This window comes from Burkholderia sp. 9779_493 (genome assembly GCF_015712215.1).
In the GTDB taxonomy this organism is placed as follows: domain Bacteria; phylum Pseudomonadota; class Gammaproteobacteria; order Burkholderiales; family Burkholderiaceae; genus Burkholderia; species Burkholderia cenocepacia.
The window spans coordinates 102,054-128,533 of sequence record NZ_JACCQA010000017.1; the positions used below are offsets into that span (position 1 = coordinate 102,054).

Annotated in this window: 21 protein-coding genes; 16 read left to right on the top strand and 5 right to left on the bottom strand. The window is 69.0% G+C overall.

Annotated elements, in window-relative coordinates:
* The first annotated feature begins 32 nt into the window (after positions 1-32).
* Positions 33-830: a taurine ABC transporter ATP-binding protein gene (locus tag H0X95_RS19355; RefSeq protein ID WP_048986825.1), complete on the top strand. Its 798-nt coding sequence runs from the start codon at positions 33-35 to the stop codon at positions 828-830.
* Positions 830-1,792, top strand: coding sequence for an ABC transporter permease subunit (locus H0X95_RS19360; RefSeq protein ID WP_059723985.1), 963 nt, complete (start codon positions 830-832; stop codon positions 1,790-1,792). The genes H0X95_RS19355 and H0X95_RS19360 overlap by 1 nt, the downstream gene beginning before the upstream one ends.
* A gap of 56 nt (positions 1,793-1,848) precedes the next feature.
* On the opposite strand, the gene ggt is transcribed toward H0X95_RS19360, so the two are convergent.
* Together ggt and H0X95_RS19370 are read right to left on the bottom strand one after the other, a co-directional pair.
* Positions 1,849-3,723: a gamma-glutamyltransferase gene (gene ggt / locus H0X95_RS19365; RefSeq protein WP_034201325.1), complete on the bottom strand. Its 1,875-nt coding sequence runs from the start codon at positions 3,721-3,723 to the stop codon at positions 1,849-1,851.
* Between the two features lie 83 nt (positions 3,724-3,806).
* Positions 3,807-4,769, bottom strand: a complete 963-nt coding sequence (locus H0X95_RS19370) for a LysR family transcriptional regulator (RefSeq protein WP_006485246.1) — start codon at positions 4,767-4,769, stop codon at positions 3,807-3,809.
* 159 nt (positions 4,770-4,928) lie between these two features.
* Between H0X95_RS19370 and H0X95_RS19375 the strand changes: the two genes are divergently transcribed.
* The 9 genes from H0X95_RS19375 (at position 4,929) to H0X95_RS19415 (ending at position 17,871) form a co-directional block, all read left to right on the top strand.
* Positions 4,929-7,052: a 3-hydroxyacyl-CoA dehydrogenase NAD-binding domain-containing protein gene (locus tag H0X95_RS19375; protein ID WP_059723983.1), complete on the top strand. Its 2,124-nt coding sequence runs from the start codon at positions 4,929-4,931 to the stop codon at positions 7,050-7,052.
* Between the two features lie 29 nt (positions 7,053-7,081).
* The gene (locus H0X95_RS19380) at positions 7,082-8,278 is read left to right on the top strand and encodes an acyl-CoA dehydrogenase family protein (protein WP_059723982.1); all 1,197 of its coding nucleotides are present in this window, start codon (positions 7,082-7,084) and stop codon (positions 8,276-8,278) included.
* A gap of 14 nt (positions 8,279-8,292) precedes the next feature.
* Positions 8,293-9,438 (top strand): acyl-CoA dehydrogenase family protein, encoded by a 1,146-nt coding sequence (locus H0X95_RS19385; protein WP_059723980.1) that lies wholly within the window; start codon positions 8,293-8,295, stop codon positions 9,436-9,438.
* Positions 9,439-9,467: 29 nt separating this feature from the next.
* Entirely contained in the window at positions 9,468-10,673 is a 1,206-nt protein-coding gene (locus tag H0X95_RS19390) for a CaiB/BaiF CoA transferase family protein (protein ID WP_059723979.1), read from the top strand.
* Positions 10,674-10,768: 95 nt separating this feature from the next.
* Positions 10,769-11,074 (top strand): DUF485 domain-containing protein, encoded by a 306-nt coding sequence (locus tag H0X95_RS19395; protein ID WP_006477703.1) that lies wholly within the window; start codon positions 10,769-10,771, stop codon positions 11,072-11,074.
* Between the two features lie 11 nt (positions 11,075-11,085).
* Positions 11,086-12,771 carry a cation acetate symporter gene (locus tag H0X95_RS19400; protein WP_059723977.1) on the top strand — a complete coding sequence of 562 codons (1,686 nt, stop codon included), beginning with the start codon at positions 11,086-11,088 and terminating at the stop codon, positions 12,769-12,771.
* 356 nt (positions 12,772-13,127) lie between these two features.
* Positions 13,128-14,417 carry a dicarboxylate/amino acid:cation symporter gene (locus tag H0X95_RS19405; RefSeq protein ID WP_006490818.1) on the top strand — a complete coding sequence of 430 codons (1,290 nt, stop codon included), beginning with the start codon at positions 13,128-13,130 and terminating at the stop codon, positions 14,415-14,417.
* A gap of 4 nt (positions 14,418-14,421) precedes the next feature.
* Positions 14,422-16,431, top strand: a complete 2,010-nt coding sequence (locus H0X95_RS19410) for a sensor histidine kinase (protein ID WP_006499058.1) — start codon at positions 14,422-14,424, stop codon at positions 16,429-16,431.
* 87 nt (positions 16,432-16,518) lie between these two features.
* Entirely contained in the window at positions 16,519-17,871 is a 1,353-nt protein-coding gene (locus H0X95_RS19415) for a sigma-54-dependent transcriptional regulator (RefSeq protein WP_006499057.1), read from the top strand.
* Between the two features lie 99 nt (positions 17,872-17,970).
* Here the strand turns inward: H0X95_RS19415 and H0X95_RS19420 are convergent, their stop codons facing one another.
* The gene (locus H0X95_RS19420) at positions 17,971-18,507 is read right to left on the bottom strand and encodes a peroxiredoxin family protein (RefSeq protein WP_006490813.1); all 537 of its coding nucleotides are present in this window, start codon (positions 18,505-18,507) and stop codon (positions 17,971-17,973) included.
* A gap of 157 nt (positions 18,508-18,664) precedes the next feature.
* Between H0X95_RS19420 and H0X95_RS19425 the strand changes: the two genes are divergently transcribed.
* The gene (locus H0X95_RS19425; RefSeq protein WP_006499056.1) at positions 18,665-19,237 is read left to right on the top strand and encodes a hypothetical protein; all 573 of its coding nucleotides are present in this window, start codon (positions 18,665-18,667) and stop codon (positions 19,235-19,237) included.
* 332 nt (positions 19,238-19,569) lie between these two features.
* On the opposite strand, the gene H0X95_RS19430 is transcribed toward H0X95_RS19425, so the two are convergent.
* Together H0X95_RS19430 and H0X95_RS19435 are read right to left on the bottom strand one after the other, a co-directional pair.
* A complete protein-coding gene (locus H0X95_RS19430; protein ID WP_059723976.1) occupies positions 19,570-21,174 on the bottom strand; it encodes a YifB family Mg chelatase-like AAA ATPase in 1,605 nt (534 codons plus the stop codon).
* Positions 21,175-21,438: 264 nt separating this feature from the next.
* Positions 21,439-21,690 carry an accessory factor UbiK family protein gene (locus tag H0X95_RS19435; protein WP_006489451.1) on the bottom strand — a complete coding sequence of 84 codons (252 nt, stop codon included), beginning with the start codon at positions 21,688-21,690 and terminating at the stop codon, positions 21,439-21,441.
* 355 nt (positions 21,691-22,045) lie between these two features.
* Here H0X95_RS19435 and H0X95_RS19440 point away from each other — a divergent pair, with 355 nt between their 5' ends.
* From H0X95_RS19440 to gshB, 4 genes are all read left to right on the top strand, one after another.
* Positions 22,046-22,384 (top strand): P-II family nitrogen regulator, encoded by a 339-nt coding sequence (locus H0X95_RS19440; protein ID WP_006398175.1) that lies wholly within the window; start codon positions 22,046-22,048, stop codon positions 22,382-22,384.
* Positions 22,385-22,421: 37 nt separating this feature from the next.
* The gene (locus tag H0X95_RS19445; RefSeq protein ID WP_006499054.1) at positions 22,422-23,933 is read left to right on the top strand and encodes an ammonium transporter; all 1,512 of its coding nucleotides are present in this window, start codon (positions 22,422-22,424) and stop codon (positions 23,931-23,933) included.
* Between the two features lie 243 nt (positions 23,934-24,176).
* Positions 24,177-25,466 (top strand): glutamate--cysteine ligase, encoded by a 1,290-nt coding sequence (gshA, locus tag H0X95_RS19450; RefSeq protein WP_006477713.1) that lies wholly within the window; start codon positions 24,177-24,179, stop codon positions 25,464-25,466.
* 25 nt (positions 25,467-25,491) lie between these two features.
* Positions 25,492-26,448: a glutathione synthase gene (gshB, locus tag H0X95_RS19455; RefSeq protein ID WP_006499053.1), complete on the top strand. Its 957-nt coding sequence runs from the start codon at positions 25,492-25,494 to the stop codon at positions 26,446-26,448.
* Positions 26,449-26,480: the final 32 nt, after the last annotated feature.

Consider the following 26,480-nt stretch of genomic DNA (forward strand, 5'->3'; position numbering starts at 1 on the left):
CCATTCAGCCCACTCATCGCGGAGCCCCGATCATGAGCACGCTGGAAGTCCGTCAGGTATCGGTCGCCTATCCGGGCGAACGCGGCAGGCCGACGACGCAGGCGCTCGCGCAGGTCGACCTGCGCATCGATGCCGGTGAATTTGTCGTCGCGCTCGGCGCGTCCGGGTGCGGCAAGACCACGCTGCTGAACTGCATGGCCGGCTTCGTCGCACCGACGACGGGCGATGTGCGGGTCGACGGCGTGCCGGTCACGGGCCCCGGCGCCGATCGCGGCGTCGTGTTCCAGAAATACGCGCTGCTGCCGTGGCTCGACGTGCTCGACAACGTCGCGCTCGGACTGCGCTTCGCGCGCGTGTCGAAGGCCGAACGCGATGCACGGGCGCGCGAGATGCTCACACTCGTCGGCCTCGAGCGTCATGCGCGTGCGCGCGTGTACGAGCTGTCGGGCGGGATGCAGCAACGCGTCGGCATCGCGCGTGCGCTCGCGAGCGACCCGCGCGTGCTGCTGATGGACGAGCCGATGGGCGCGCTCGACGCGATGACGCGCGGCACGATGCAGGCGCTCGTGCTCGACGTGTGGGCGCGCACCGGCAAGACGGTGTTCTTCATCACGCACGACGTCGAGGAGGCGTTGTTCCTCGCGACGCGTCTGATCGTGATGACGCCGGGCCCCGGTCGCATTGCCGAAACCTTCGAGCTGCCGTTCGCGCGGCGCTACGTCGAATCGCGCGATGCGCGCGCGGTGAAGTCGTCGCCGGACTTCATCGCGTGGCGCGAGCGGTTGATCGCGTACCTGCATCGCGACGAGGCGGCGGCGGAGCCCGCGTGATGAGTGAACTCGCACGGCACGGGGTGGCCGTGGGGCGCGGCCGGAACAGCACTTTGCACAGGCAGGACAGCATGAGCACACAGGATTCTTGGACGGCCGATCGTGCGGCCGCCGATTTCGAACGGGACGATCGCACGCCGCGTCGGGCGGCGCAGCGCCGTGCGCCGTCGTCGCGCCGTTACCGGTTGCCGGGGCAGGGGAAGACGGCCGGGTTGAGCGCCGCGACGGTCGCGGCGCTGGCCGTGCTGTGGTGGGTCGCGACGCATCTGCAGTGGCTGCCGCCGCTGTTCCTGCCCGCGCCGGAAGCGGTGTGGACCGCGTTCGTCGATGCGTGGCACGGCCGCATCCAGGGCGGCCTGCCGTTGTCCGACCATCTGTTGTGGAGCGCGGCCCGCGTGTTCGGCGCGTTCGCGCTCGCGACCGCGATCGGCGTGCCGGCCGGCATCCTGATGGGCGTGAGCCGCATCGCACGCGGCGTGCTCGATCCGCTGCTGGAGTTCTACCGGCCGCTGCCGCCGCTCGCGTATCTGCCGCTCGTCGTGATCTGGTTCGGCATCGACGAGACGGCCAAGCTCGTCGTGATCTTTCTCGCGTGCTTCGCGCCGATCGCGATGGCCGCGCGCGCCGGCGTGCGTGCTGCAACCGTCGAGCAGATCAACGCCGCGTATTCGCTCGGCGGCAGCTTCGCGCAGATCGTGCGCCATGTCGTGCTGCCGGCCGCGCTGCCGGAAATCCTCACCGGGCTGCGGATCGCGATCGGGTTCGGCTGGACGACGCTCGTCGCGGCCGAGATGGTCGCCGCGACGGCCGGGCTCGGGCAGATGGTGCTCAACGCGTCGAGCTTCCTGCGCACCGACATCGTCGTGATGGGCATCCTGCTCATCGGCGCGATCGCGTGGCTGTTCGATCTCGCGATGCGGTGGGTCGAGCGGCGGGTGGTGCCGTGGAAGGGGAGAGGGTGACGTCACACTGACGGCACGGGCAACGGGCGCGTACGCGCCGCCCGCGCCTTTCACGCTCAATCGCCCATCGCGATCCCTTCGCGTCGCGGATCCGCGCCGCCGAACCACACCGTCTGCCCCTGCACGTTCAGCCGCTGGATTCCCTGCAGCCCCGAGTTCATCTCGACGATCTGCACGTCGTGCCCGCGTCCCTTCAACCCGTCCACGAGCGCGTCCGACACGCGGCCCCGTTCGAGCTGCGTCGGCCCGTTCATCGACCCGAAGTTCGGTAGCGCGATCGCCTGCTGCATCGTCATGCCCCAGTCGAGCACGCCGACCAGCGTCTTCGCGACGTGATTGATGATCGCCGGGCCGCCGGCCGAGCCGACGATCATCGTCACCTGCTTCGTCTTCTTGTCGAACACGAGCTCCGGCGACATCGCCGAGCGCGGCCGCTTGCCCGGCTGCACGCGGTTCGCGACCGGCCGGCCGTTGTCGTTCGACACGAACGAGAAATCGGTGAGCTGGTTGTTCAGCATGAAGCCGCGCACCATCAGCCGCGAGCCGAACGCGTCCTCGATGCTGGTCGTCATCGACAGCGCCTGGCCGTAGCGGTCGACGATCGCGATGTCGGAGGTCGACGGCCATTCGGGGCTGCGGTCATCGGCCATCGCGAGCGTCGCACCCTGCGGCGTGCCGGCCTGCGCGACGCCCATGCTGGTGTCGCCGATCAGCCGCGCGCGCTGTGCGAGATAGGTCTTGTCGGTGAGGCTCGCCCAGGTGCCGCCCGGCAGCGGCACGAAATCGGGATCGGCCACGTAGCGTGCACGGTCCGCATACGCGAGGCGCCCGGCTTCGCTGAACAGGTGCGCGGCGAACGGCGTCGGCTCGTAGCCGACGTCGTTGCGCACCGGCTTCTGCGCGCCGATCTGCTGCCAGTCGGGCATCGCTTCGAGCATGCCGAGCATCTGCGCGATCGCGAGGCCGCCCGACGACGGCGGCGGCATCCCGCACACGATCGAGCGCCGGTAGTCGGCGCACAGCGGCGCGCGGACCTTCGCCTTGTAGCGCGCGAGATCCTGCAGCGACAGCAGCCCCGGGTTGGTCGGGTGCTTGCGCACCTTCGTGACGATGTCGCGCGCGATCGCGCCGCTGTAGAACGCGTTCGCGCCGCGGTCGGCGACCTGGCGCAGCACGGTCGCGAGCGCCGGGTTCTTCAGCACCGTGCCGGCGGCCTTCGGGGTGCCGTCCGCGTTGTAGAAGTACGCGCGGGCCGCCGGGTCGTTCTTCAGGTACTTGTCGTTCGCGATCAGCATCGCGAGCCGCGGGCTGATCGTGAAGCCGCGCTCGGCGAGCCGGATGGCCGGCTGGAACAGCCGGCGCCACGGCAGCTTGCCGTGCGCGCGGTGCGCGGCGTCGAGCATGCGCAGCACGCCCGGCGTGCCGACCGAGCGCCCGCCGACGACACCTTCGTAGAAGCTCATCGGCTGGCCGGTCGGCCCGTAGAACAGCCGGTCGGTCGCGGCGGCCGGCGCGGTTTCGCGGCCGTCGTACGCCTGCGTTGCACGGCCGTCGAAGTACAGCATGAACGCGCCGCCGCCGATGCCCGACGATTGCGGCTCGACGAGCGCCAGCACCATCTGCGTCGCGATGGCCGCGTCGATCGCGGTGCCGCCGGCCTTCAGCATGTCGTAGCCGGCTTGCGTCGCGAGCGGGTTCGCGGCCGCGATCATGAAATGCTGCGAGGTCCAGCCCGACTTGTCCGTCCAGCCGGACGACAGTTCGGGCGCGTGAACGCCCGGCAGCGGGACGGCCGCGCCCGATGCGGCGGTGACCGGGACGACGGCGCCCGATGGCGCGGACGGGGACGTGCAGCCGGCGTTGAACGCGACGAGCGCGACGGCGGCGAGCAGCGTCCAGGGACGCGAATACGGACGAATCCGGTCGAACATTGAACCCTCGGCAGCAGTGAATTCGAAGGAGACGGCGGCGTGGACGTCGGCGCGGGCGCAACGGCGCTGCCCGCCCCGGCGCGCTATTGTCGCCGCGCGCCCGGCGGCTTGTCATCCGACAGGAAACCCTGACGCATCCCGCCGGGCCCGCCCCGGCCGGTCTTTCCGGCCTGTTCGAGGATGAACTCTATGAACGTCGAGGTCGCGCGCGTGTGGTGGCGATTCGGCATGTACAGCATGTACATGTGGGTGCCGAAGATGCTGAGCCGGTACGCGTCGAGCGACGTGACGACGGCGCCGTGCCGCAGGTCGTCCTGCATCACGTAGTCGGGCACGATGCCGACGCCGATCCCCGCGAGGATCGCCTGGCGCAGGAACAGGAAGTTCTCCGAAATCAGCGTCGGTTCGAGCAGCACCTCGTGGCGTTCGTCGCCGAGATAGGCGGCGATGCGGAGCTGCCGGCCCATCACCGTCGCGGTGACGACCGGCGCGGCGGCCAGCGCGCCGAGGCTCGCCGGCATCCCGTGCGCGGCCGCGAACGCGGGCGACGCGCACGCGACGTAGCGCACCGCGCCCATGTCGCGCGCGACCAGGTTCTGCGGCGGCTCGGACATCACGCGGATCGCGATGTCGACTTCGTCGCGCATCAGGTCTTCCACGCGATTCTCGAACACCACGTCGAGCACGATGCCCGGATGCCGCCGCTTGAACGCGAGCAGCCATTCGGACATCACGATCTGCCCGTAGCCGCTCGGCACCGACAGCCGCACGCGGCCCTGCAGGTCCTGCCCGAGCGTCGTCACCGATTCCTGCGCGGCGAGCAGTTCGTTGCGGATGCGCCGGCCGTGTTCGTACAGCTTCAGCCCGATCTCGGTCGGCTCCATGCGCCGCGTCGTGCGCCGTACCAGTTGCTGGCCGATCGAGCGCTCGAGCTGGTTGAGCCGGTAGCTGACGTTCGCCCGGCTCATCTTGAGCCGCTGCGCGGCCTTGCTGAGATTGCCGGCGTCGAGGATCTCGACGAGCAGCGTCAGCGCGTTCAGGTCCATGCCCGTGTTCTCCTGATCCGGCCCGTTTAACGGTCGGAAAGCATCCAGTGTCAAGTCAGACTTGACAGCTTGTAAAGGCGTGCGGGAATTGTCAATGAATCTCGATCAATCGAGAATCGGGTCATGCCTGCTGCATCGACAGCTTCGACAGGAGACGCCATGAATTCCCCCGCCACGCCCCCAACCGGCACCGTCACGCGCGAGCGGCGCGACAAGGTGCTCGTCGTCACGATCGACCATCCGCCCGTCAACGCGCTGTCCGCCGACGTGCGGCGCGGCCTCGCCGACGCGATCGACGCCGCGCAGGCCGACGACGCGATCCGCGCGGTGCTGATCGTCGGCGCCGGCCGCAACTTCATCGCGGGCGCCGACATCCGCGAATTCGGCAAGCCGCCGGTGCCGCCGTCGCTGCCCGACGTGTGCGAGCGGATCGAGTCCGGCACGAAGCCGGTCGTGGTCGCGCTGCACGGCGCGACGCTCGGCGGTGGCCTCGAAGTCGCGCTGGCCGCGCATTACCGGCTCGCGGTGCCCGGCGCGAAACTCGGGCTGCCCGAAGTGACGCTCGGCCTGCTGCCCGGCGCGGGCGGCACGCAGCGCGCGCCGCGCCTGATCGGCGCGAAGGCCGCGCTCGACCTGATGCTGACGGGCCGTCATGCGAGCGCGGAGGAAGCGCTCGCGCTCGGCCTCGTCGATCGCGTCGCGCACAGCGACGACACGCTCGCCGAAGGGCTCGCCTATGCGCAGGAACTCGTGTCGCTCGGCGCACCGGTGCGCCGCACGCGCGATGCGCAGGGCCTGGCGGACCGCACGGCCGCGCAGGCGGCGATCGACGCGGCCCGCGCCGAATTGCCGAAGAAGTCGCGCGGCCTGTTCTCGCCGGCGAAGATCGTCGACGCGGTCGAGGCCGCGCTCACGCAGTCGTTCGACGCGGGAATGAAGTTCGAACGCAGCCTGTTCCTGCAATGTCTGGACAGCCCGCAGCGCGCGGGCCTCGTGCATGCGTTCTTCGCGGAACGCGAGGCGGCGAAGGCGCCCGAGGCGCGACGCGCGAGCGCACGGCCGGTCGGGCGGATCGGCGTGGTCGGCGGCGGCACGATGGGCGCGGGCATCGCGGTCGCGGCGCTCGACGCCGGGCTGCCGGTGACGATGATCGAGCGCGACGAAGCCTCGCTCGCGCGCGGCCGGGCGCACGTCGAGAAGGTGTACGACGGCCTCGTCGCGAAAGGGCGGATGACGCCCGCCGCGCACGCGGCGCGCCTCGCGCGCTTCAAGGGCAGCACGTCGTACGACGCGCTCGCGCAGGTCGACGTCGTGATCGAAGCCGTATTCGAGGACATGGCCGTGAAGCAGGCCGTGTTCGCCGAACTCGCCCGCGTGTGCAAGCCGGGCGCGGTGCTCGCGACCAACACGTCGTATCTCGACATCGACGCGCTCGCGAGCATCGACCGGCCGGCCGACGTGATCGGCCTGCATTTCTTCTCGCCGGCCAACGTGATGAAGCTGCTCGAGATCGTTGTGCCGGCGCGCGTGAGCCCGGACGTCGTCGCGACCGCGTTCGCGCTGGCCCGGCAGTTGAAGAAGACGCCGGTGCGCGCGGGCGTATGCGACGGCTTCATCGGCAACCGGATCCTCGCCGTCTACCGGACGGCGGCCGACTACCTGATGGAAGACGGCGCGTCGCCGTACCAGATCGATCGCGCGGTGCGCGAATTCGGCTTCCCGATGGGGCCGTTCCAGGTCGTCGACCTCGCGGGCGGCGACATCGGCTGGGCGACCCGCAAGCGCCGCGCGGCGACGCGCGATCCGAATGCGCGCTACGTGGAGATTTCCGACCGGCTGTGCGAGCGCGGCTGGTTCGGGCAGAAGACCGGCCGCGGCTACTACCTGTATCTGGACGGCGCGCGCGTCGGCACGCCCGACCCGGAAGTCGACGCGATCGTCGCGGAAGAACGCGCGAAGAAGGGCATCACGCCGCGCACGTTCACCGACGACGAGATCCTGCGCCGCTACCTCGCCGCGATGATCAACGAAGGCGCGAACGTCGTGCACGAGAAGATCGCGCTGCGCCCGCTCGACGTCGACGCGGTGTTCCTGCACGGCTACGGCTTCCCGCGCTATCGCGGCGGCCCGATGCACTACGCGGACACGCTCGGCCTCGCGAACGTGCTCGCCGACATCCGCACGTTCGCGAAGGACGATCCGCTGTTCTGGAAGCCGTCGCCGCTGCTCGTCGATCTCGTCGCGCGCGGCGCGGATTTCGCGAGCCTGAACCACATCGACTGAACGCCAACCGCATTTGCCACGGACCGAAGATGGACCTCGATTTCACTCCCGAAGAGGAAGCCTTTCGCGCTGAAGTGCAGCGCTTCCTCGCCGCCGAACTGCCGGCGCGCACCGCGCGCAAGGTGAAGGGCGGCCTGCACCTGACGCGCGACGACATGCGCGAATGGCACGCGATCCTCAACGCGCGCGGCTGGCTCGCGAGCCACTGGCCGCGCGAATACGGCGGCCCCGGCTGGAGCGTCGCGCAGAAATTCCTGTTCGACAACGAATGTGCACTCGCCGGCGCGCCGCGCATCGTGCCGTTCGGCGTGAACATGCTCGGCCCGGTGCTGATCAAGTACGGCAACGACGCGCAGAAGCGCCACTGGCTGCCGCGCATCCTCGACGGCACCGACTGGTGGTGTCAGGGCTACTCGGAGCCGGGCGCCGGCTCCGATCTCGCGTCGGTGAAGACGAGCGCGGTGCGCCACGGCGATCACTACGTCGTGAACGGCCAGAAGACGTGGACCACGCTCGGCCACTACGCGAACATGATCTTCTGCCTCGTGCGCACCGCGACCGACGTGCGCAAGCAGGAAGGCATCAGCTTCCTGCTGATCGACATGAATACGCCGGGCGTCGACGTGCGTCCGATCATCACGCTCGACGGCGAGCATGAGGTGAACGAGGTGTTCTTCACCGACGTGCGCGTGCCGGTCGAGAACCTGGTCGGCGAAGAGAATCGCGGCTGGACCTGCGCGAAATACCTGCTCACGTACGAGCGCACCAACATCGCGGGGATCGGCTTCTCGACCGCCGCCCTCGACCGGCTGCGCGCGGTGGCCGCGAAGGTCACGAAGAACGGCCGGCCGCTCGCGGACGATCCGTTCTTCGCGGCGCGGCTCGCGCGCGTCGAGATCGAGCTGGAAAACATGCGCACGACCAACCTGCGCGTGCTGGCCGCGGTCGCGGGCGGCGGTGTGCCGGGCGCGGAAAGCTCGATGCTGAAGATTCGCGGCACCCAGATCCGCCAGGAGATCACCGCGCTGATGCGGCGCGCGATGGGGCCGTACGCACAGCCGTTCGTCGACGACGCGCTCGACGCCGATTACGACGGCGAACCGGTCGGCCCGGAAGAAGCCGCGAGCGCCGCGCAGCAGTATTTCAACAACCGCAAGCTGTCGATCTTCGGCGGCTCGAACGAGATCCAGAAGAACATCATCGCGAAGATGATGCTCGGGCTGTAACGAGGGACGCGACGATGGATTTCCAGCACACAGAAGACCGCCGGATGCTGGCGGACACGTTGAACCGCTTCATCGCCGAACAGTACGCGTTCCCGGTGCGCGACCGCATCGCGCAGTCGGCCGAAGGGTTCGACCGCGCGATGTGGCAGCGCTTCGCCGAACTCGGCACGGTCGGCGCGCTGTTCGCCGAAGCCGACGGCGGCTTCGGCGGCGCGGGCTTCGACATCGCCGTGGTGTTCGAATGCCTCGGGCGCGGGCTCGTCGTCGAGCCGTTCCTCGGCGCGCTGCTCGCGGGCCGCGCGCTGTCGCTCGCCGGCGGCGATGCGCATCGCGACCGGCTCGCCGCATTGATCGACGGCAGCGCGAGCGCCGCGTTCGCGCACGACGAACCGGGCTCGCACTATGAACTGACGACCGTGCGCACGCGCGCCGAACGGTCCGGCGACGGCTGGGTGCTGACCGGCGCGAAAGGTGTCGTCGACCAGGCCGCGCAGGCGGCGTTCTTCGTCGTCAGCGCGCGCGTGTCCGGCAACGACGACGACGCGGCCGGCATCGGCCTGTTCGTCGTGCCGGCCGATGCGCCGGGCGTGTCGCTGCGCGACTACCGGAAGATCGACGGCGGCCGCGCGGCCGAAGTGCGCTTCGAGCGTGTCGCGCTGCCGGCCGACGCCGCGCTCGGCGCGCCGGACGCGCTCGACGGCGAAGCGGGCGCCGAGCTGCTCGAACGCGTGCTCGGCTACGGGCTGCTCGCGCTGTCGGCGGAAGCGCTCGGCGCGATGGACGTCGCGAAGGAGCACACGCTCGACTACCTGCGCACGCGCAAGCAGTTCGGTTTGCCGATCGGCAGCTTCCAGGCGCTGCAGCACCGGATGGCCGACCTGCTGCTCGAAGTCGAGCAGGCGCGCTCGGCCGTGATCAACGCGGCTGCGCAGCTCGACGCGCCGCGCGCGGTGCGCGAGCGCGCGCTCGCGGCGGCGAAATACAGCATCGGCCGGATCGGCACGCTCGTCGCCGAGGAAAGCATCCAGCTGCACGGCGGGATCGGGATGACGTGGGAGTTGCCGCTGTCGCACTACGCGAAGCGGCTGGTGATGATCGATCACCAGCTCGGTGACGAGGATCATCATCTCGCGCGCTACATCGCACTGTCGAAACAGTAACGGCGAAAACGCGAATGGAGGAGACAAGGATGACGAACGAACCGCGCGCGTTGCCGCTGGCGGGCGTGAAGGTGCTCGATTTCTCGCGCGTGCTGGCCGGCCCGTGGTGCGCGATGGTGCTGGCCGATTTCGGTGCGGAAGTGATCAAGGTCGAGCACCCGGCGCGCGGCGACGATACGCGCGACTGGGGGCTGCGGATCGGCGACACTGAAACCACGTATTTCAACAGCGTGAACCGCAGCAAGCGGTCGATCTGCGTCGACCTGCAGACGGACGCCGGCCAGCGCATCGCGCGTGAGCTGGCCGCGCAGGCCGACGTGCTGATCCACAACTTCAAGTTCGGCGGCGCGGAGAAGCTCGGCCTCGGCTACGACGCGCTGGCCGAGCTGAACCCGCGCCTCGTGCACTGCGCGATTTCGGGTTACGACCGGTCGGGCGCCGAGGCCGCGCGGCCCGGCTACGACCTCGTGGTGCAGGGCGAGGCCGGGCTGATGGCGCTGAACGGCGAGGCCGGCCAGCCGCCGCTGAAGTTCGGCGTCGCGGCGGTCGACCTGTTCACCGGCATGTATTCGGCGCAGGCGATCCTGGCCGCGTTGTACGAACGCCATGCGACCGGGCGCGGGCGGCGCATCGAGATGGCGCTGTTCGACTGCGGGCTGATGATCACCGCGTACTACGGGCTCGACGCGCTGCTGATGGGCGAGGACCCGCCGCGCTACGGCAACGCGCACCCGTCGATCGTGCCGTACGGCGTGTTCGACGCGGCCGACGGCCCGCTCGTGATCACGGTCGGCAACAACACGCAGTTCGCGCGCTTCTGCGACGCGATCGAGCGGCCCGACCTGGCGGCGGACGAACGCTACAGGACCAACCTCGGCCGCTCGGAGAATCGTGCCGACCTGCTGCCCGAGATTCGTCGCGAACTGGCACGCCGGTCGCGCGCGACGCTGCTCGCCGCGCTCGCCGATGCGGGCATCCCGTGCGGCGAAGTGCTCGGGCTGCACGAAGCGCTGACGTCCGAACGTGCGACGAGTGCCGGGCTCGTCACGCGGCAGCCGCATCCGGTCGCGGGCGGCGTCGACGTGCTTGCGCCGCCGTACCGCTTCGACGGCGCGCGGCTGCCGGTGCGCGGCGCGCCGCCGGTGCTCGGCGCCGATACCGAGGCGGTGCTGGGCGGCTGGCTCGGGATGTCGGCGGAGGACGTCGCGCGGCTGCGGGCGGATCGCATCGTGTAATTCAATTTACCGCCGCGGCGCGGGCGGAACAGTCGACGCGCGCCGACCATTCCACAAAACACCGCTCGCCATGACGAGCTGGAAATGGAGACACCATGGAGCTTTCCGTCATCGAATCGGTCACGGCGCGCCGCGACTACCAGCAGCTCGTGCGGGCACGGCGCCGCTTCAGCTTCACGCTGACGGCGCTGATGATCGCCACCTACTACGGCTTCATCCTGCTCGTCGCGCTTGCGCCGCACGTGCTCGCCGCGCCGCTGTACCGCGGCGCGACGACGACGGTCGGGATCGCCGCGGGTGTCGCGATCATCCTGATCGCGATCGGCCTGACCGCGTGCTACGTGCTGCGCGCGAACCGTGCGTTCGACCGCCGCGTCGACGCGATCCTGCAACGTTCGTGACGGAGGCCCGCATGCGACGCATTGCGCGCGCGCTCGGCGCGCTGACCGTTCTCGTCTCCTCCACCGCCCATGCGACCGGTGTCGCCGGCCCGATGCCCGACAAGGTCGAGCTGAACCCGGTCGCGATCGCGATGTTCTTCGCGTTCGTGTTCGCGACGCTCGCGCTCACGCGCTGGGCCGCGCGCCGCACCCGCTCGACGCGCGACTTCTACACGGCCGGCGGCGGCATCACCGGGCTGCAGAACGGGCTCGCGATCGCCGGCGACTACATGTCGGCCGCGTCGTTCCTCGGGCTGTCGGGGATGGTGTTCATGTTCGGCTTCGACGGGCTGATCTATTCGATCGGCTTCCTGGTCGGCTGGCCGTTCGTGATGTTCCTGATCGCCGAACCGCTGCGCAACCTCGGCAAGTTCACGTTCGTCGACGTCGTCGCGTACCGCTTCGCGCAGCGGCCGATCCGGCTGCTGACGTCGGCGAACGCGCTGACCATCGTCGTGCTGTACCTCGTCGTGCAGATGGTCGGCGCGGGCAAGCTGATCCAGCTGCTGTTCGGGCTGTCGTACGGCACGGCCGAGCTGATCGTCGGCGTGCTGATGGTCGTCTACGTGTTCTTCGGCGGGATGACCGCGACCACCTGGGTGCAGGTGATCAAGGCCGTGCTGCTGCTGTGCGGCGCGACGCTGCTCGCGGTGCTCGCGCTCGGCGAGTTCGGCTTCAGCATCGACGCGATGTTCCGCCGCGCGGTGGCCGTGCATCCGGGCGCGCTGTCGATCATGGGGCCCGGCAAGCTGATCCGCGACCCGGCCAACGCGCTGTCGCTCGGCATCGCGCTGATGTTCGGCACGGCCGGCTTCCCGCACATCCTGATGCGCTTCTTCACGGTGCCGAACGCGAAGGAGGCGCGCAAGTCGGTGCTCTACGCGACGGGCTTCATCGGCTACTTCTACCTGCTGACCTTCGTGATCGGCTTCTCGGCGATCGTGCTGCTCGCGCAGCATCCGGAATTCTTCCGGCTCGGCGCGAACGGCACGTTCAACCTGACGCGCGACCTGCTCGGCGGCTCCAACATGGTCGCGGTGAAGCTCGCGCAGGCAGTGGGCGGCAACTGGTTCTACGGGTTCATCGCGGCCGTCACGTTCGCGACGATCCTCGCGGTGGTCGCGGGCCTGACGCTCGCCGGCGCGACGACGATCTCGCACGACCTGTATGCGCAGATGTGGGCGCGCGGCAAGCCCGACGAGCGGCTGGAGATGCGGATCTCGCGCGCGGCGACGATCGTGCTGTCGGCCGTCGCGATCGGGCTGTCGATCCTGTTCGAGCACGTGAACGTCGCGTTCATGGTCGGGCTCGTCGCGGCGGTGGCCGCGAGCGCCAATTTCCCGGTGCTCGCGATGTCGATCTTCTGGCGCGGGATGACCACGCGCGGCGCGGTGCTCGGCGGCGGCCTCGGCCTCGTGTCGGCGGTCGCGCTCACGGTGCTGTCGAAGTCGGTGTGGGTCGACGTGCTGCACCACGCGCATGCGCCGGTGTTCCTCGACAACCCTGCGCTCGTGTCGGTGCCGCTCGCGTTCGTCGGGATCGTCATCGGTTCGCTCGCGGATCGCGGCGAGCGCGCACGCCGCGAGCGCGACGCGTTCGCGCAGCAGGAGTTCTACGCGCAGACCGGCGTGCTGGCCAGCCAGGCCGTGCAGCACTGATTCGTCTGACGAAGCGACACATCCGTCCGGATCGCCGGACGGATATTTTCCGGAAATCCGGAATCCCGGATTTTCTTGCCTGCCGCATTATGAGAAATACAATGAAAACAACGGCTTGAGGGGTTCCGGAAACCTGGCATCGACCTTGCAATATAAAGCGCATGGCCGGCCCCCGGCCTGACTATTAAACCAAGGAGACAACCGATGACCACTGCCTTCCTCCCCCTCCGGATGTTCTGAGGCATCGCTTGTTGCGGCACGGCAGCCGCGCGGGCGAGTGACTTTCCCCTGAGACATTCGCCTGCGCGCGTGACGCCGTTTCCACCGGCTCATCATCTACTTCAGCAGGAACCATCGTGAAGAAGAAACCCTTCTACAAAGTGCTCTATGTGCAGGTGATCTTCGCCATCATCGTCGGCGTGATCCTCGGCCACTACTACCCGGCGCTCGCCACCGACATGAAGCCGCTCGGCGACGGGTTCATCAAGCTGATCAAGATGGTGATCGGTCCGATCATCTTCTGTACGGTCGTCACCGGCATCGCCGGCATGGAGGACATGAAGAAGGTCGGCCGCGTCGGCGGCAAGGCGCTGCTGTACTTCGAGATCGTGTCAACCTTCGCGCTGCTGCTCGGCCTCGCGGCCACGCACCTGCTGCGTCCGGGCGTCGGCTTCAACATCGATCCGGCGACGCTCGACGGCAAGGCCGTCGCGTCGTACGCGGCGAAGGCGCACGGGCAGTCGACGGTCGACTTCCTGATGCACATCATCCCGAACACGATGGTCGACGCGTTCGCGCAGGGTGAAATCCTGCAGATCCTGCTGATCGCGCTGCTGTTCGGCAGCGTGCTCGCGCACCTCGGCGAGCGCGGCCGTGTGGTCACCGACTTCATCGACGGCCTGACGCGCGTGCTGTTCGGGATCGTGCACATCGTCACGAAGCTGGCCCCGATCGGCGCGTTCGGCGCGATGGCGTTCACGATCGGCAAGTACGGCGTCGGCTCGCTGGTGCCGCTGCTCAAGCTGATCGGCACGTTCTACCTGACGTCGGTCGTGTTCGTGCTCGTCGTGCTCGGCGCGATCGCGCGCTTCACCGGCTTCTCGATCATCCGCTTCGTGTCGTACATCAAGGAAGAGCTGCTGATCGTGCTCGGCACGAGCTCGTCGGAAGCCGCGCTGCCGCAGCTGATGGAAAAGCTCGAGAAGGCCGGCTGCTCGCGTTCGGTCGTCGGCCTCGTCGTGCCGACCGGCTATTCGTTCAACCTCGACGGCACCAACATCTACATGACGATGGCCGTGCTGTTCATCGCGCAGGCGACCAACATCGAGCTGACCTGGATGCAGCAGCTCACGCTGCTGGCCGTCGCGATGCTGACGTCGAAGGGCGCGAGCGGCGTAACCGGCGCGGGCTTCATCACGCTGGCCGCGACGCTGGCCGTCGTGCCGACGATCCCGCTGTCGGGCATGGTGCTGATCCTCGGCATCGACCGCTTCATGAGCGAATGCCGTGCGCTGACCAACATCGTCGGCAACGGCGTGGCGACGGTCGTCGTGTCGGCCTGGGAGAAGGAGCTCGACCGCAACAAGCTGCGCCAGGCGCTGAAGGGCGGCAGCGAAGTCGCGCCGACCGAGACGGCCGGCGTCTGACGCGATGAACGAGCAGGCGGCGGCGCCGCCCGCCGGCCGTGCGGCCCGCGGCGCCCGGGGCATCGAGGCGGAGGCCTATGACACAATAGGCGATCCGCATCGCCAGGAAGCCTCGACCGTGACGCGCCGCCTGCTCATCCTCGTCGTGCTCGCCGCCGCGCTCGTCGCGGCGTGCGCGCTCACGTGGACGGTCACCTGGCAGCGCGGCGTCGCCGAGCTGCAGCGCAATGCCGCGGTGCGCGTCGACCGCACCACCAACGCGCTCAAGAGCACGCTCGATCGCTACGAATCGCTGCCTTACCTGCTCGGCAGCCATCCGTACGTGCAGGATCTGCTCGCGGAGCCCAAGCGCGGCGACTACACCGCGCGCGTCAACCGCTATCTCGAAGACCTCAACGAACACGCGCACGCGACCGTCACCTACGTGATCGGCGCGGACGGCCTGTGCGTCGCCGCCAGCAACTGGCGCGCGCCCGACAGCTTCGTCGGAATCGAATACCGTTTCCGCCCGTATTTTCTCGACGCGATGAACGGCCAGGTCGGCCGTTTTTTCGGGATCGGCACGATCTCGCGCGACCCCGGTTACTACATCTCGCAGCCCGTGTGGCACGACGGCAAGATCGCGGGCGTCGTCGTCGTGAAGCTCAACCTCGAATGGTTCCAGGGCGCCGACGCGTCCGAGCCGCTCGTCGTCGTGGACGATCACGGCGTCGTGTTCCTGTCGTCGGTGCCCGCGTGGAAGTACCACACGCTGCGCCCGCTCACGGGACCGGTCGCCGCGTCGATCTACGAAACGCGCCAGTACGCGCAGCAACCGGTCACGCCGTTGCCGTTGCGTGTCGAGCAGACGCTCGGCGCCGACGCGGAGATCGTGCGCCTCGGCGCCGGCCGGCGCGCGCCGCGCTTTCTCGCCAGCAAGCGGCGGATCGGCGAGCCCGACTGGCTGCTCGTCACGCTCGCGCCGATCGCGCCGATCGATGCCGATGCGCGCAACGCGACGATCGTCACCGGCTTCGGCTTCGTGTCGGTCGCGCTGCTGGCGTTCTACTGGCGAATGCGCCGCGCCCGCGTGCGCGAGATGATCCGCGGCCGCGCGCTGCTGCAGCAGGCGTACGCGGAGCTGAACCGGCGCGTCGAGGAGCGTACGGCCGATTTGTCGGAAGCGAACGAGCAATTGCAGAAGGAAGTCGGCGACCGGATCCGCGCGGAGCAGGAGCTGCGCGCCGCGCACGACGAACTGATCCAGGCGAGCAAGCTCGCCGCGCTCGGCCAGATGGCGGCCGGCATCACGCACGAACTGAACCAGCCGCTCGCGGCGCTGCGCAGCTTCTCGGACAACACGCGCGTGCTGCTCGATCGCGGCGAGCAGGCCGCCGCGCGCGAGAATCTCGAGGCGATCGCCGCGCTGACCGAGCGGATGGGCAAGATCACCAACCAGCTGAAGCTGTTCGTCGGCCGCGCGAAGCCGCGCAACGAGCAGGCCCTCGTCGTGCGCGCATTGCGCAGCGTGCTGTCGCTGCTCGACGAGCGCCTGCGCGGCGTCGCGCTCACGCTGACGCTGCAGGACGCGACCGTGTCGCCCGCGCGCGATGCGCCGCTCGACCTGGCGCGCGACTATCCGGAACTCGTCGCGCGCTGCGAGGATCTGCGCCTCGAACAGGTGCTGATCAACCTGCTCGGCAACGCGCTCGACGCGGTGGCCGGCGTCGCGGCGCCGGCGATCGAGGTGACGATCGCGGTGTCGGCCGCGACGCTCGCGGTCGAGGTGCGCGACAACGGCTCCGGGATCGCGCCCGATCTGCTGCCGCGCCTGTTCGAGCCGTTCTTCACGACCAAGGAAATGGGGCGCGGGCTCGGGCTCGGCCTCGCGATCTCGTCGTCGATCGCGAGCGACGCGGGCGGTGCGCTGACCGCCCGCAACGCCCCGTCGGGCGGCGCGCTGTTCGTCTTGACGCTGCGGCGCGCCCGCACGCATCATCCGGACTCCGTGTCCGAGCCGGCGGGTTCGCATTAGCGTGAACAGGCCCGGTCGGCGACCGACCGGCATCAATCGAGAGCCGCGTGCGAGCGCTGCGCGGCCTGTCAGGAGCAAGTGACCAAGATGGCCAACCGGCTGCAAGTGATCTATATCGAAGACGATGCGCTCGTGCGCCGGGCGAGCGTGCAGAGCCTTCAACTGGCGGGCTTCGACGTCGCCGGCTTCGAGTCGGCCGAAGCGGCCGAGAAGGCGATCGTCGCGGATACCGCCGGCGCGGTCGTCAGCGACATCCGGCTGCCCGGCGCGAGCGGGCTCGACGTGCTCGCGCAGTGCCGCGAGCGCGTGCCCGACGTGCCGGTGATCCTCGTCACCGGGCACGGCGACATCTCGATGGCCGTGCAGGCGATGCGCGACGGCGCGTACGACTTCATCGAAAAGCCGTTCGCGGCCGAGCGCCTGATCGAGACGGTGCGCCGCGCGCTCGAGCGCCGCGAGCTCGTGCTCGAGAACCACGCGCTGCGGCGCGAACTGGCCGGACAGCACGTGGTCGCGCCGCGCATCATCGGCCGCAGCCCGGCGATCGAGCAGGTGCGCAAGCTGATCGCGAACGTCGCGCCGACCGACGCGTCGGTGCTGATCAACGGCGACACGGGCGCCGGCAAGGAACTGATCGCGCGCAGCCTGCACGAGCTGTCGCCGCGCCGCGACAAGCCGTTCATCGCGGTCAATTGCGGCGCGCTGCCCGAGCCGATGTTCGAGTCGGAGATGTTCGGCTACGAGCCCGGCGCGTTCACCGGCGCGGCGAAGCGGCGCGTCGGCAAGCTCGAGTACGCGTCCGGCGGCACGCTGTTCCTCGACGAAATCGAAAGCATGCCGCTCGCGTTGCAGGTCAAGCTGCTGCGCGTGCTGCAGGACGGTGTGCTGGAGCGGCTCGGCTCGAACCAGCCGATCCGCGTGAACTGCCGCGTGGTCGCGGCCGCGAAGGGCGACATGAGCGAGCTCGTCGCGGCCGGCACGTTCCGACGCGACCTGCTGTACCGGCTCAACGTCGTGACGATCGCGCTGCCGCCGCTCGCCGAGCGCCGCGAGGACATCGTGCCGCTGTTCGAGCATTTCATGCTCGACGCGGCCGTGCGCTACGGGCGGCCCGCGCCGGTGCTGACCGACCGGCAGCGCGCGAGCCTGATGCAGCGCGACTGGCCGGGCAACGTGCGCGAGCTGCGCAATGCGGCCGACCGCTTCGTGCTCGGCGTGGCCGACATGCCGCAGGAAACGGGCGCGGGCGACGACGCCGACAACGACCAGACGCTGAAGGAGCGCATCGAGCAGTTCGAGCGCGCGGTGATCGCCGAGGCGCTGAACCAGACGGGCGGTGCGGTCGCGGCAACGGCCGACCGGCTGCACGTCGGCAAGGCGACGCTGTACGAGAAGATGAAGCGCTACGGGCTGTCGGCGAAAGGCGACACCGAGCGCTGAAAAGCAAACGGACCGCGGAACCGGGTTGCCCGGTCATGCGGTCCGTTGTCTTGCCGGAAGGGCGCGGTGCGCGCGCCTGCGAGCCGGATCGGGCGGCGCTCAGGCCGCGTTGCCGTCGAGCGCCTTCTTGAGCAGTGCGTCGAGCTCCGCGAATTGCGGCGCGCCGACGTAGCGCTTCAGGATCTTGCCGTCCTTGTCGACGACGAAGGTCGTCGGCGTGAGCTGCACGTTGCCGAACTGCTTCGCGACGCTGCCGTCGTCGAGCGCGACCTTGAACGGCAACTGGCGCGTCTGCGCGTAGTTCGCGACGTACATCGGCGGATCGTAGTTCATCGCGACCGCGACGAATTCCAGCCCCTGACCCTTGAAGCGATTGTAGGTATCGACCATCTGCGGCATTTCCTGCATGCAGGTCGCGCAGCTCGTCGCCCAGAAATTCACGAGATAGACCTTGCCCTTCAGGTCGCCGGCGGTCGAGACCTTCTGGCCCGACAGCAGCGTGAAGGTCGCGTCCGGCACGCTGGACTTGCCGTTGAACGCGAAGAAGCCGGCGACGGCGATCGCCGCGACGACTGCGGCCGCGACGATATAGCGGACGGGGCCGGTACTGCGGCGGGCGGGGGGCGTGGTGTTCATCTGGTGCTCTCGGAGTCGATGACGCGGATCGATGCAAGGGACGTCGAAATTCGGCGCTCATTTTAGCGCGAATGCGGCGCGCGCACCGGCGGCGGCCCCGCATCCCGGTTGTCAGGTTCGGCGGATAATGGCCGTTTTGCCTGCCGCGATCCACGCCATGCCGAAGGAAGTCACCGATTCGTTGCGCCCCCTTTTTCGCCCGCTGCGACACTTCGCCGCGCTCGCCTGCCTGAGCGCCGCGCTGGCCGCGTGCTCGCCGTCGTACGACTGGCGCACGCTGCACAACGACGCCGGCTATACGATCGACCTGCCGGCGAAGCCGACCGTCGAGCAGCAGCCGGTGGCGCTCGGCGGCGCGTCGATGCCGATGCGGATGCAGGCCGCGCACGTCGACGGCGCGGTGTTCGCGGTCGGCACGCTGACGCTGCCCGACGACCGCGACGACACGCGCCGCGCGGCGCTCGACTTCCTGCGCGCCGGGTTGTCGCGCAACCTCGAGGGCGTGCCGCAGACGGCGTCGGTGCCCGTGCCGCTCGCGGCCGGCGGCGCGGTGAACGGGCTCGAGCTGCGCGTCACGGGCGCCGCCGCCGGCGGCGATCGCGCGCGCAAGACGATCGTCGCGCGGCTCGCCGCGCGCGGCCGGCATGCGTACCAGGCCGTCGTGATCGCCGACGGGCCGCTCGCGCAGGAGCAACTCGACCAGTTTTTCGGCTCGTTCAAGCTCGATTGACGACGGCCGGCGCGGCGCCCGGACACACTGTGACAACTGAAAGTTCGTTCGCAGCTTTCGACGCTAATCGCCGGATTTTGCGAGGGTTTTTCGGCTATCCACAGCGCATGTGGATAACTTTGTTGAAAAGTCGCGCGCATTTCCCGCAGAGCCGCGCCGGACGGCCTTCCGGCCCGTTTGGTCGTCTGTACGCCCTTTGAGAAAAATCAATCAAAACAACGGGATACGAATTCCGTCCGGCAAAGGCCGCGGCGAGTCGCGAACCGGGGCCGGATTCGCGAAATTGTGCATAAGTCAAGTCTTGACAGCCTGATTTTGTCCTCCCAGCGCGCTCACAGCGCCGTCAGCGCGCGCCGGTAGCGGATCGCCTCGGCGATCTGCGCGGCCGTCGGCAGCGGGTCGCCGGCCAGGTCGGCGATCGTTCGCGCGACTTTCAGCACGCGGAAATACGCGCGCGCCGACCAGCCGAAGCGCTCGCCGGCCTCGCGCAGCAGCCGCTCGCCTTCGTCGGTCGGCCGGCACAGGTCGTCGGTTTCGCGGCCGCTCAGCATGTGATTCGTCTTGCCTTGCCGATCGAGCTGCAGCGCCCGCGCCTGTGCGACCCGGGCGGCCACCGCCGCGCTCGGCTCGCCGGGTGCCGTCGCGCGGGTCGCGAGTTCCGCTGGCGACAGCGCGGGCAGGTCGATCTGGATGTCGATGCGGTCGAGCAGCGGCCCCGACAGCTTGCGCAGATAGCGGGCGGCCACGTCCGGCGAGCAGCGGCAGCGCCCGGACGGATCGCCGTGCCAGCCGCACGGGCACGGGTTCATCGCGGCGATCAACTGGCACGCGGCGGGGAAGTCGGCCTGCTGGGCCGCGCGCGAGATCGTGATGCGGCCGGCTTCCAGCGGCTCGCGCAGCATTTCCAGCACGTGCCGGTCGAATTCCGGGAGTTCGTCGAGAAACAGCACACCGAGGTGCGCGAGCGTGATTTCGCCCGGCTGCGGCGGATTGCGGCCGCCCACCAGCGCGGCGGCGCTCGACGAGTGATGCGGCGCGCGGAACGGCCGGCGGCGCCACTGCGCGGGCGAGAAGCCGAGCCGGCTCGCGGACAGCAGCGCGGCCGAGGTCAGCGCCTCGTCGTCGGTCAGCGGCGGCAGGAGCCCGGCCAGCCGCGCGGCCAGCATCGACTTGCCGGCGCCGGGCGGCCCGACCATCAGCATGTGATGGCCGCCCGCGGCCGCGACTTCCAGCGCGCGCCGGGCGCCGCGCTGGCCGACGACGTCCGCGAGGTCGGGCGCGGCGGGCGCCGGCAGGCCGTCGAGACAGGGCGCCGCGACCGGCGTGAGCCGCCCGTCCGGCGCATCCGCGAGGTGCGCGCACAGCGCGGGCAGGTCGCGCGCACCGAATACGGTCACGCCCGGCACGAGCGCGGCCTCGGCGGCGCTGTCGAGCGGCAGGTACAGCTCGGGCGGCCGCGAGGTCGCGACGGAATCGCGCGCGGCGCCGGAATCCGGGCTCGGGCCGCCGGCGAGGCCCGCGCCGGATTCCGCCGCACGCCAGTCCCGCGCGGCGCCGCACGCCATCGCGAACGCGCCGCGCATCGACCGCAGTGCGCCCGTCAGCGACAGTTCCCCCGCGAATTCGCGGCCGGCCAGCGCGTCGGCCGGGATCTGGCCGTTCGCGGCGAGGATGCCGAGCGCGATCGGCAGGTCGAAGCGGCCCGATTCCTTCGGCAGGTCGGCCGGCGCGAGATTGACGGTGATGCGGCGTACCGGGAATTCGAATCCGCAGTTCTGCAGCGCGGCGCGCACGCGCTCGCGGCTTTCGCGGACTTCGAGATCGGGCAGCCCGACGATCGAGAACGACGGCAATCCGTTGGCGAGATGGACTTCGACGGTGACGTCCGGCGCGCGGCCGGAGGCGGGCGCGCGACTGCGCACCACGGCGAGCGACATGGCGAGGCTCCTGTGAACGGGCGGACGACGGCCGTTCGGGGCCGCATGCCGCGGGAATCGGAGGAATCGGGTGCGCGCTTGCCGGCGTGGCGCGGGGGAAAGAACGAGGTGTTGCGGAACGACGTACTGCGAAGAGCGATGGACTGCGAAGAGCGGAGGGTGCTGCGAAGAACGACGGACGACGAAGAGCGGGACCGGCTTCGGGGGTGGGGGCGCGGGCCGCACGAGGCGGCCCGCGCCCGGACCGTTTGGCCGGGTGGGGCGTCAGGCCTGCGGGGCGGCGAGCTTCTGCTCGAGTTCCGCGACGCGCTTTTCGAGTTCCTCGAGGCGCACGCGGGTGCGGGCGAGCACCTGTGCCTGGGTGTCGAATTCCTCGCGCGTGACGAGATCGAGCTTCGAGAAGCCTTGCGACAGCATGGCCTTCACGTTGCGCTCGACGTCCTTGGCCGGCGAGTTTTTCAGCAAATCGCTGACGCGCGACTGCAGATCGTTGAAAACGTCGCTGGGTTGCTTCATGTGATTTCCCTTCCTTGCACAAAAAATGTGCATCTTCAGTTGCGTACGTGCCCATGATGCACGCATGACCGGAAATGGTGCGCGCGGGGCGCGAATTCCGGGCATGGCGCCCGCATGGGTGAATGGCCCGGCGATCCGGGACGTGCGTGCACTCTAGCAACGATCCTTTCGCCGCGCCAGCAAACCGGGCCATGTTGGCCATTCGGCCGGGCTTCCGCGCCTTACACCGCGGGATGCGACCCCGCTTCGAAGCCCTTCGAGACGGTGTTCGGACGAACATGGCATGCGAGTTGCTGAGAAGAGTCCGTTACAACATTCCAACTCATTCGACGGGACAACCCAGCGAGAGGACTTCATGAAACTCATTACCGCAATCATCAAGCCGTTCAAGCTCGATGAGACGCGCGAGGCGCTGTCGGCGCTTGGCGTCTCGGGCATCACGGTGACGGAGGTGAAAGGGTTCGGGCGCCAGAAGGGGCACACCGAGCTGTATCGCGGCGCCGAATACGTGGTCGATTTCCTGCCGAAGATGAAGATCGAGGCGGCCGTGTCCGACGATCTCGTCGACCAGGCGGTGGAAGCGATCGAGCGGGCCGCGCGCACGGGCAAGATCGGCGACGGCAAGATCTTCGTCACGCCGATCGAACAGGTGATCCGGATTCGCACCGGGGAGACGGGCGCGGACGCGCTGTAACAGAACACACAAGACAAGCGACAAGAGGAAACCCAAGATGCGCAAACTTCTGATGTCCCTGCTGATGGCCGGCTCGCTGATCGCGGCCGGCGTCGGCTCCGCGCTCGCGGACGACGCGGCGTCCGCCGCGGCCGGTTCCGCGCCTGCCGCCACCGCTTCCGACGCATCGGCTGCCGCCGCACCGGCCGCTTCGGCGCCGAGCGCCGACGCATCCGCCACCGCCGCTGCGGCCGCACCGGCTTCGGGCGCGACCGACGCATCGGCTGCCGCTGCCGCCTCCGCGCCGGCCGCCCCGGCCGCGCCCACCGCACCGTTCTCGGTCGATTCGTCGAAGATCAGCGCGGGCGACACCGCGTGGATGCTGACGTCGACCGCGCTCGTGCTGTTCATGACGATCCCGGGCCTCGCGCTGTTCTACGCGGGCATGGTCCGCAAGAAGAACGTGCTCGCGACCGTGATGCAGAGCTTCGCGATCACCGCGGTGATCACGGTGCTGTGGACGGTGGTCGGCTACAGCCTCGCGTTCACGCCGGGCAACGGCTTCATCGGCGGCCTGTCGCGTGCGTTCCTGCACGGCATGAACTACATCAAGGGTGACAAGGCGACGACGCTGACGGTCAGCCATCTCGCGACGACGATTCCGGAATCGGTCTACTTCGTCTACCAGATGACGTTCGCGATCATCACGCCGGCGCTGATCTGCGGCGCGTTCGCCGACCGGATGAAGTTCTCGGCGATGCTCGTGTTCATGACGCTCTGGTCGCTGATCGTCTACGTGCCGATCGCGCACATGGTGTGGGAGCCGACCGGCTGGCTGTCGGCCGACGGCGTGCTCGACTTCGCGGGCGGCACGGTGGTGCACATCAACGCCGGTATCGCGGGCCTCGTGTCGTGCCTCGTGCTCGGCAAGCGCGTCGGCTACGGCCGTGAATCGATGGCGCCGCACAACCTGGTGCTGACGATGATCGGCGGCTCGATGCTGTGGGTCGGCTGGTTCGGCTTCAACGCAGGCTCCGCGGTCGCGGCCGATGGCCGTGCCGGCTTCGCGATGCTGACCACGCAAGTGGCGACCGCCTGCGCGGCGCTCGGCTGGATGTTTGCCGAGTGGATCGCGAAGGGCAAGCCGTCGGTGCTCGGCATCGTGTCGGGCGCGGTCGCGGGTCTCGTGGCGATCACGCCGGCCGCCGGTTTCGTCGGCGTGGCGGGCGCACTGGTGATCGGTATCGCGGCGGGCGTCGTCTGCTTCTGGTCGGCGACCTGGCTCAAGTCCAAGCTCGGCTACGACGATTCGCTCGACGCGTTCGGCGTGCACGGCATCGGCGGGATTCTCGGCGCGTTGCTGACGGGCGTATTCGCGGTCAAGGACATCGGCGGCTTCGACGGCAGCCTGCTGCTGCAGGCCAAGGGCGTGCTGATCACGCTGGTCTACAGCGGCGTGCTGAGCTTCGTGCTGCTGAAGCTGATCGACCTGACGATCGGCCTGCGCGTGACCGAAGAGGAAGAGCGCGAAGGTCTCGACGTGATCCTGCACGGCGAGCACGTGGAATAAGTCATACGAATCAACGGCGGGCCGCCGCGACGACGGCGCCCGCTCCGAATGAGCGCAGCGACTTCGGCCCGCCCACCCGGCGGGCTTTTTTTCTCCTGTCACCCGCTGTCGTAGCGGATAACCCTTCACTCTATCGGGTCAATAGCCGAAAAGTTCCTCGATATCCTTGCGAAGCCGGGAACAATCCCCAAATGGGCAAGGCAATTGCTCTACAATCTTCATTCTCCCGCTCGCGAGTGATTCATGGTTCCCCACCTCGTTACCGCGTTGAACGGTCCGCTGCTCGAACTCGAGCAGAAGATCCTCGACGCGACGCCTGCGATCGAACGCTGGTTCAGGCTCGAATGGCAGGAACACACCCCGCCGTTCTATTGTTCGGTGGACCTGCGCAATGCCGGCTTCAAGCTGGCGCCCGTCGACGCGAACCTGTTTCCCGGCGCATTCAACAATTTGCCGTCCGAAGTGCTGCCGCTCGCCGTGCAGGCCGCGATGGCCGCGATCGAGAAAATCTGCCCGGACGCGAAGAATCTGCTCGTGATTCCCGAGCTGCCGACCCGCAACGCGTTCTACCTGGAAAACGTCGCGCGCCTCGCGACGATCATGCGCCAGGCCGGCCTGAACGTGCGCTTCGGCTCGCTCGACCCGAGCATCACCGACATGACGCCGATCACGCTGGCCGACGGCCAGAAGATCGTGCTCGAACCGCTCGAGCGTTCGCAGCGCCGCCTCGGCCTGAAGAATTTCGATCCGTGCTCGATCCTGCTGAACAACGACCTGTCGGCCGGCATCCCGGCCGTGCTGGAAAACCTGCACGAGCAGTACCTGCTGCCGCCGCTGCACGCAGGCTGGGCCGTGCGCCGCAAGTCGACGCATTTCTCGTGCTACGACGACGTCGCGAAGAAGTTCGCGAAGATGGTCGGCGTCGATCCGTGGATGGTGAATCCGTATTTCGCGCACGTGGAAGGCGTCGACTGGCAGGCGCATGAAGGCGAGCAGGCGCTCGCCGACGCGATCGACGGCGTGCTGAAGAAGATCGCGCGCAAGTATCGCGAATACGGGATCAGCGAGAAGCCGTACGTCGTCGTGAAGGCCGACGCGGGCACCGCCGGCCGGGGCGTGATGACCGTGCACGACGCGGCCGAGATCGGCCGCATGACGAAGGCCGAGCGCGCGCAGATGGCCGAATCGAAGGCCGGCCTCGCGGTGCGCGACGTGATCGTGCAGGAAGGCGTCTACACGTTCGAGCGCGTCGGCGACGAAGTGGCCGAGCCGGTCGTCTACATGATCGACCGCTACGTGGTCGGCGGCTTCTACCGCACGCACGGCGGCCGCGAGCGCGACCAGAACCTGAACGCGCCGGGCATGCACTACGTGCCGCTCGGCTTCGAGCACACCGCGCTGCCGGATGCAGGCGCCAAGCCGGGCGCCGCGCCGCCGAACCGTTTCTACATGTACGGCGTCGTCGCGCGGCTGTCGCTGATCGCGTCGTCGATCGAACTGGAAAAGACCGATCCCGAAGCCATCCAGGTGTAACGGCTTCGCTACGTACAGGACCCGCATGGACATTCTTTTTATCGCCGACCCGCTCGAGCATTTCAAGATCTACAAGGATTCGACCTACGCGATGATGGCGGAGGCCGCCCGGCGCGGGCATGCGGTGTACGCGTGCGAGCCGCGCCACCTCGCGTGGACGGGGTCGGCCGTCGAGGCCGACGTGCGGCGCATCACGTTCGTCGGCGAGCTGGACGACCTGCATCGCGACACCTGGTTCGACGCGGGCCCGGTCGACGCGCGCCGTCTCGAATCGTTCGGCGCGGTGCTGATGCGCAAGGATCCGCCGTTCGACATGGAGTACGTGACGTCGACGTGGCTGCTCGAGCTGGCCGAGCGCGCGGGTGCACGCGTGTTCAACAAGGCGCAGTCGATCCGCGACCATTCGGAGAAGCTCGCGATCGGCGAGTTTCCGCAGTTCGTCGCGCCGACGCTCGTCACGCGCGACGCGAAACGGCTGCGCGCGTTCCACGCCGAGCACGGCGACGTGATCCTGAAGCCGCTCGACGGGATGGGCGGGATGGGCGTGTTCCGCGTGAAGCCGGACGGCATGAACCTCGGTTCGATCGTCGAGATGCTGAGCCACGACGGCACGCGCTCGGTGATGGCGCAGAAGTTCATTCCCGAGATCAAGGCCGGCGACAAGCGCATCCTGCTGATCGGCGGCGAGCCGGTGCCGTATTCGCTCGCGCGGATTCCGCAGGGCAGCGAGGTGCGCGGCAATCTCGCCGCGGGCGGGCTCGGCGTCGCGCAGCCGCTGACGGCCCGCGACCGCGAGATCGCCGACACGCTCGGGCCCGTGCTCGCATCGCGCGGGCTGCTGCTGGTCGGGCTCGACGCGATCGGCGACTGGCTGACCGAGGTGAACGTCACGAGCCCGACGTGCTTCCGCGAGATCATGGAGCAGACGGGTTTCGACGTGGCCGCGATGTTCATCGACGCGCTGGAGCGTGCGGCCGCGTAGGCCCGACCCGTTTCCCGCGCAACCCCGGCGGC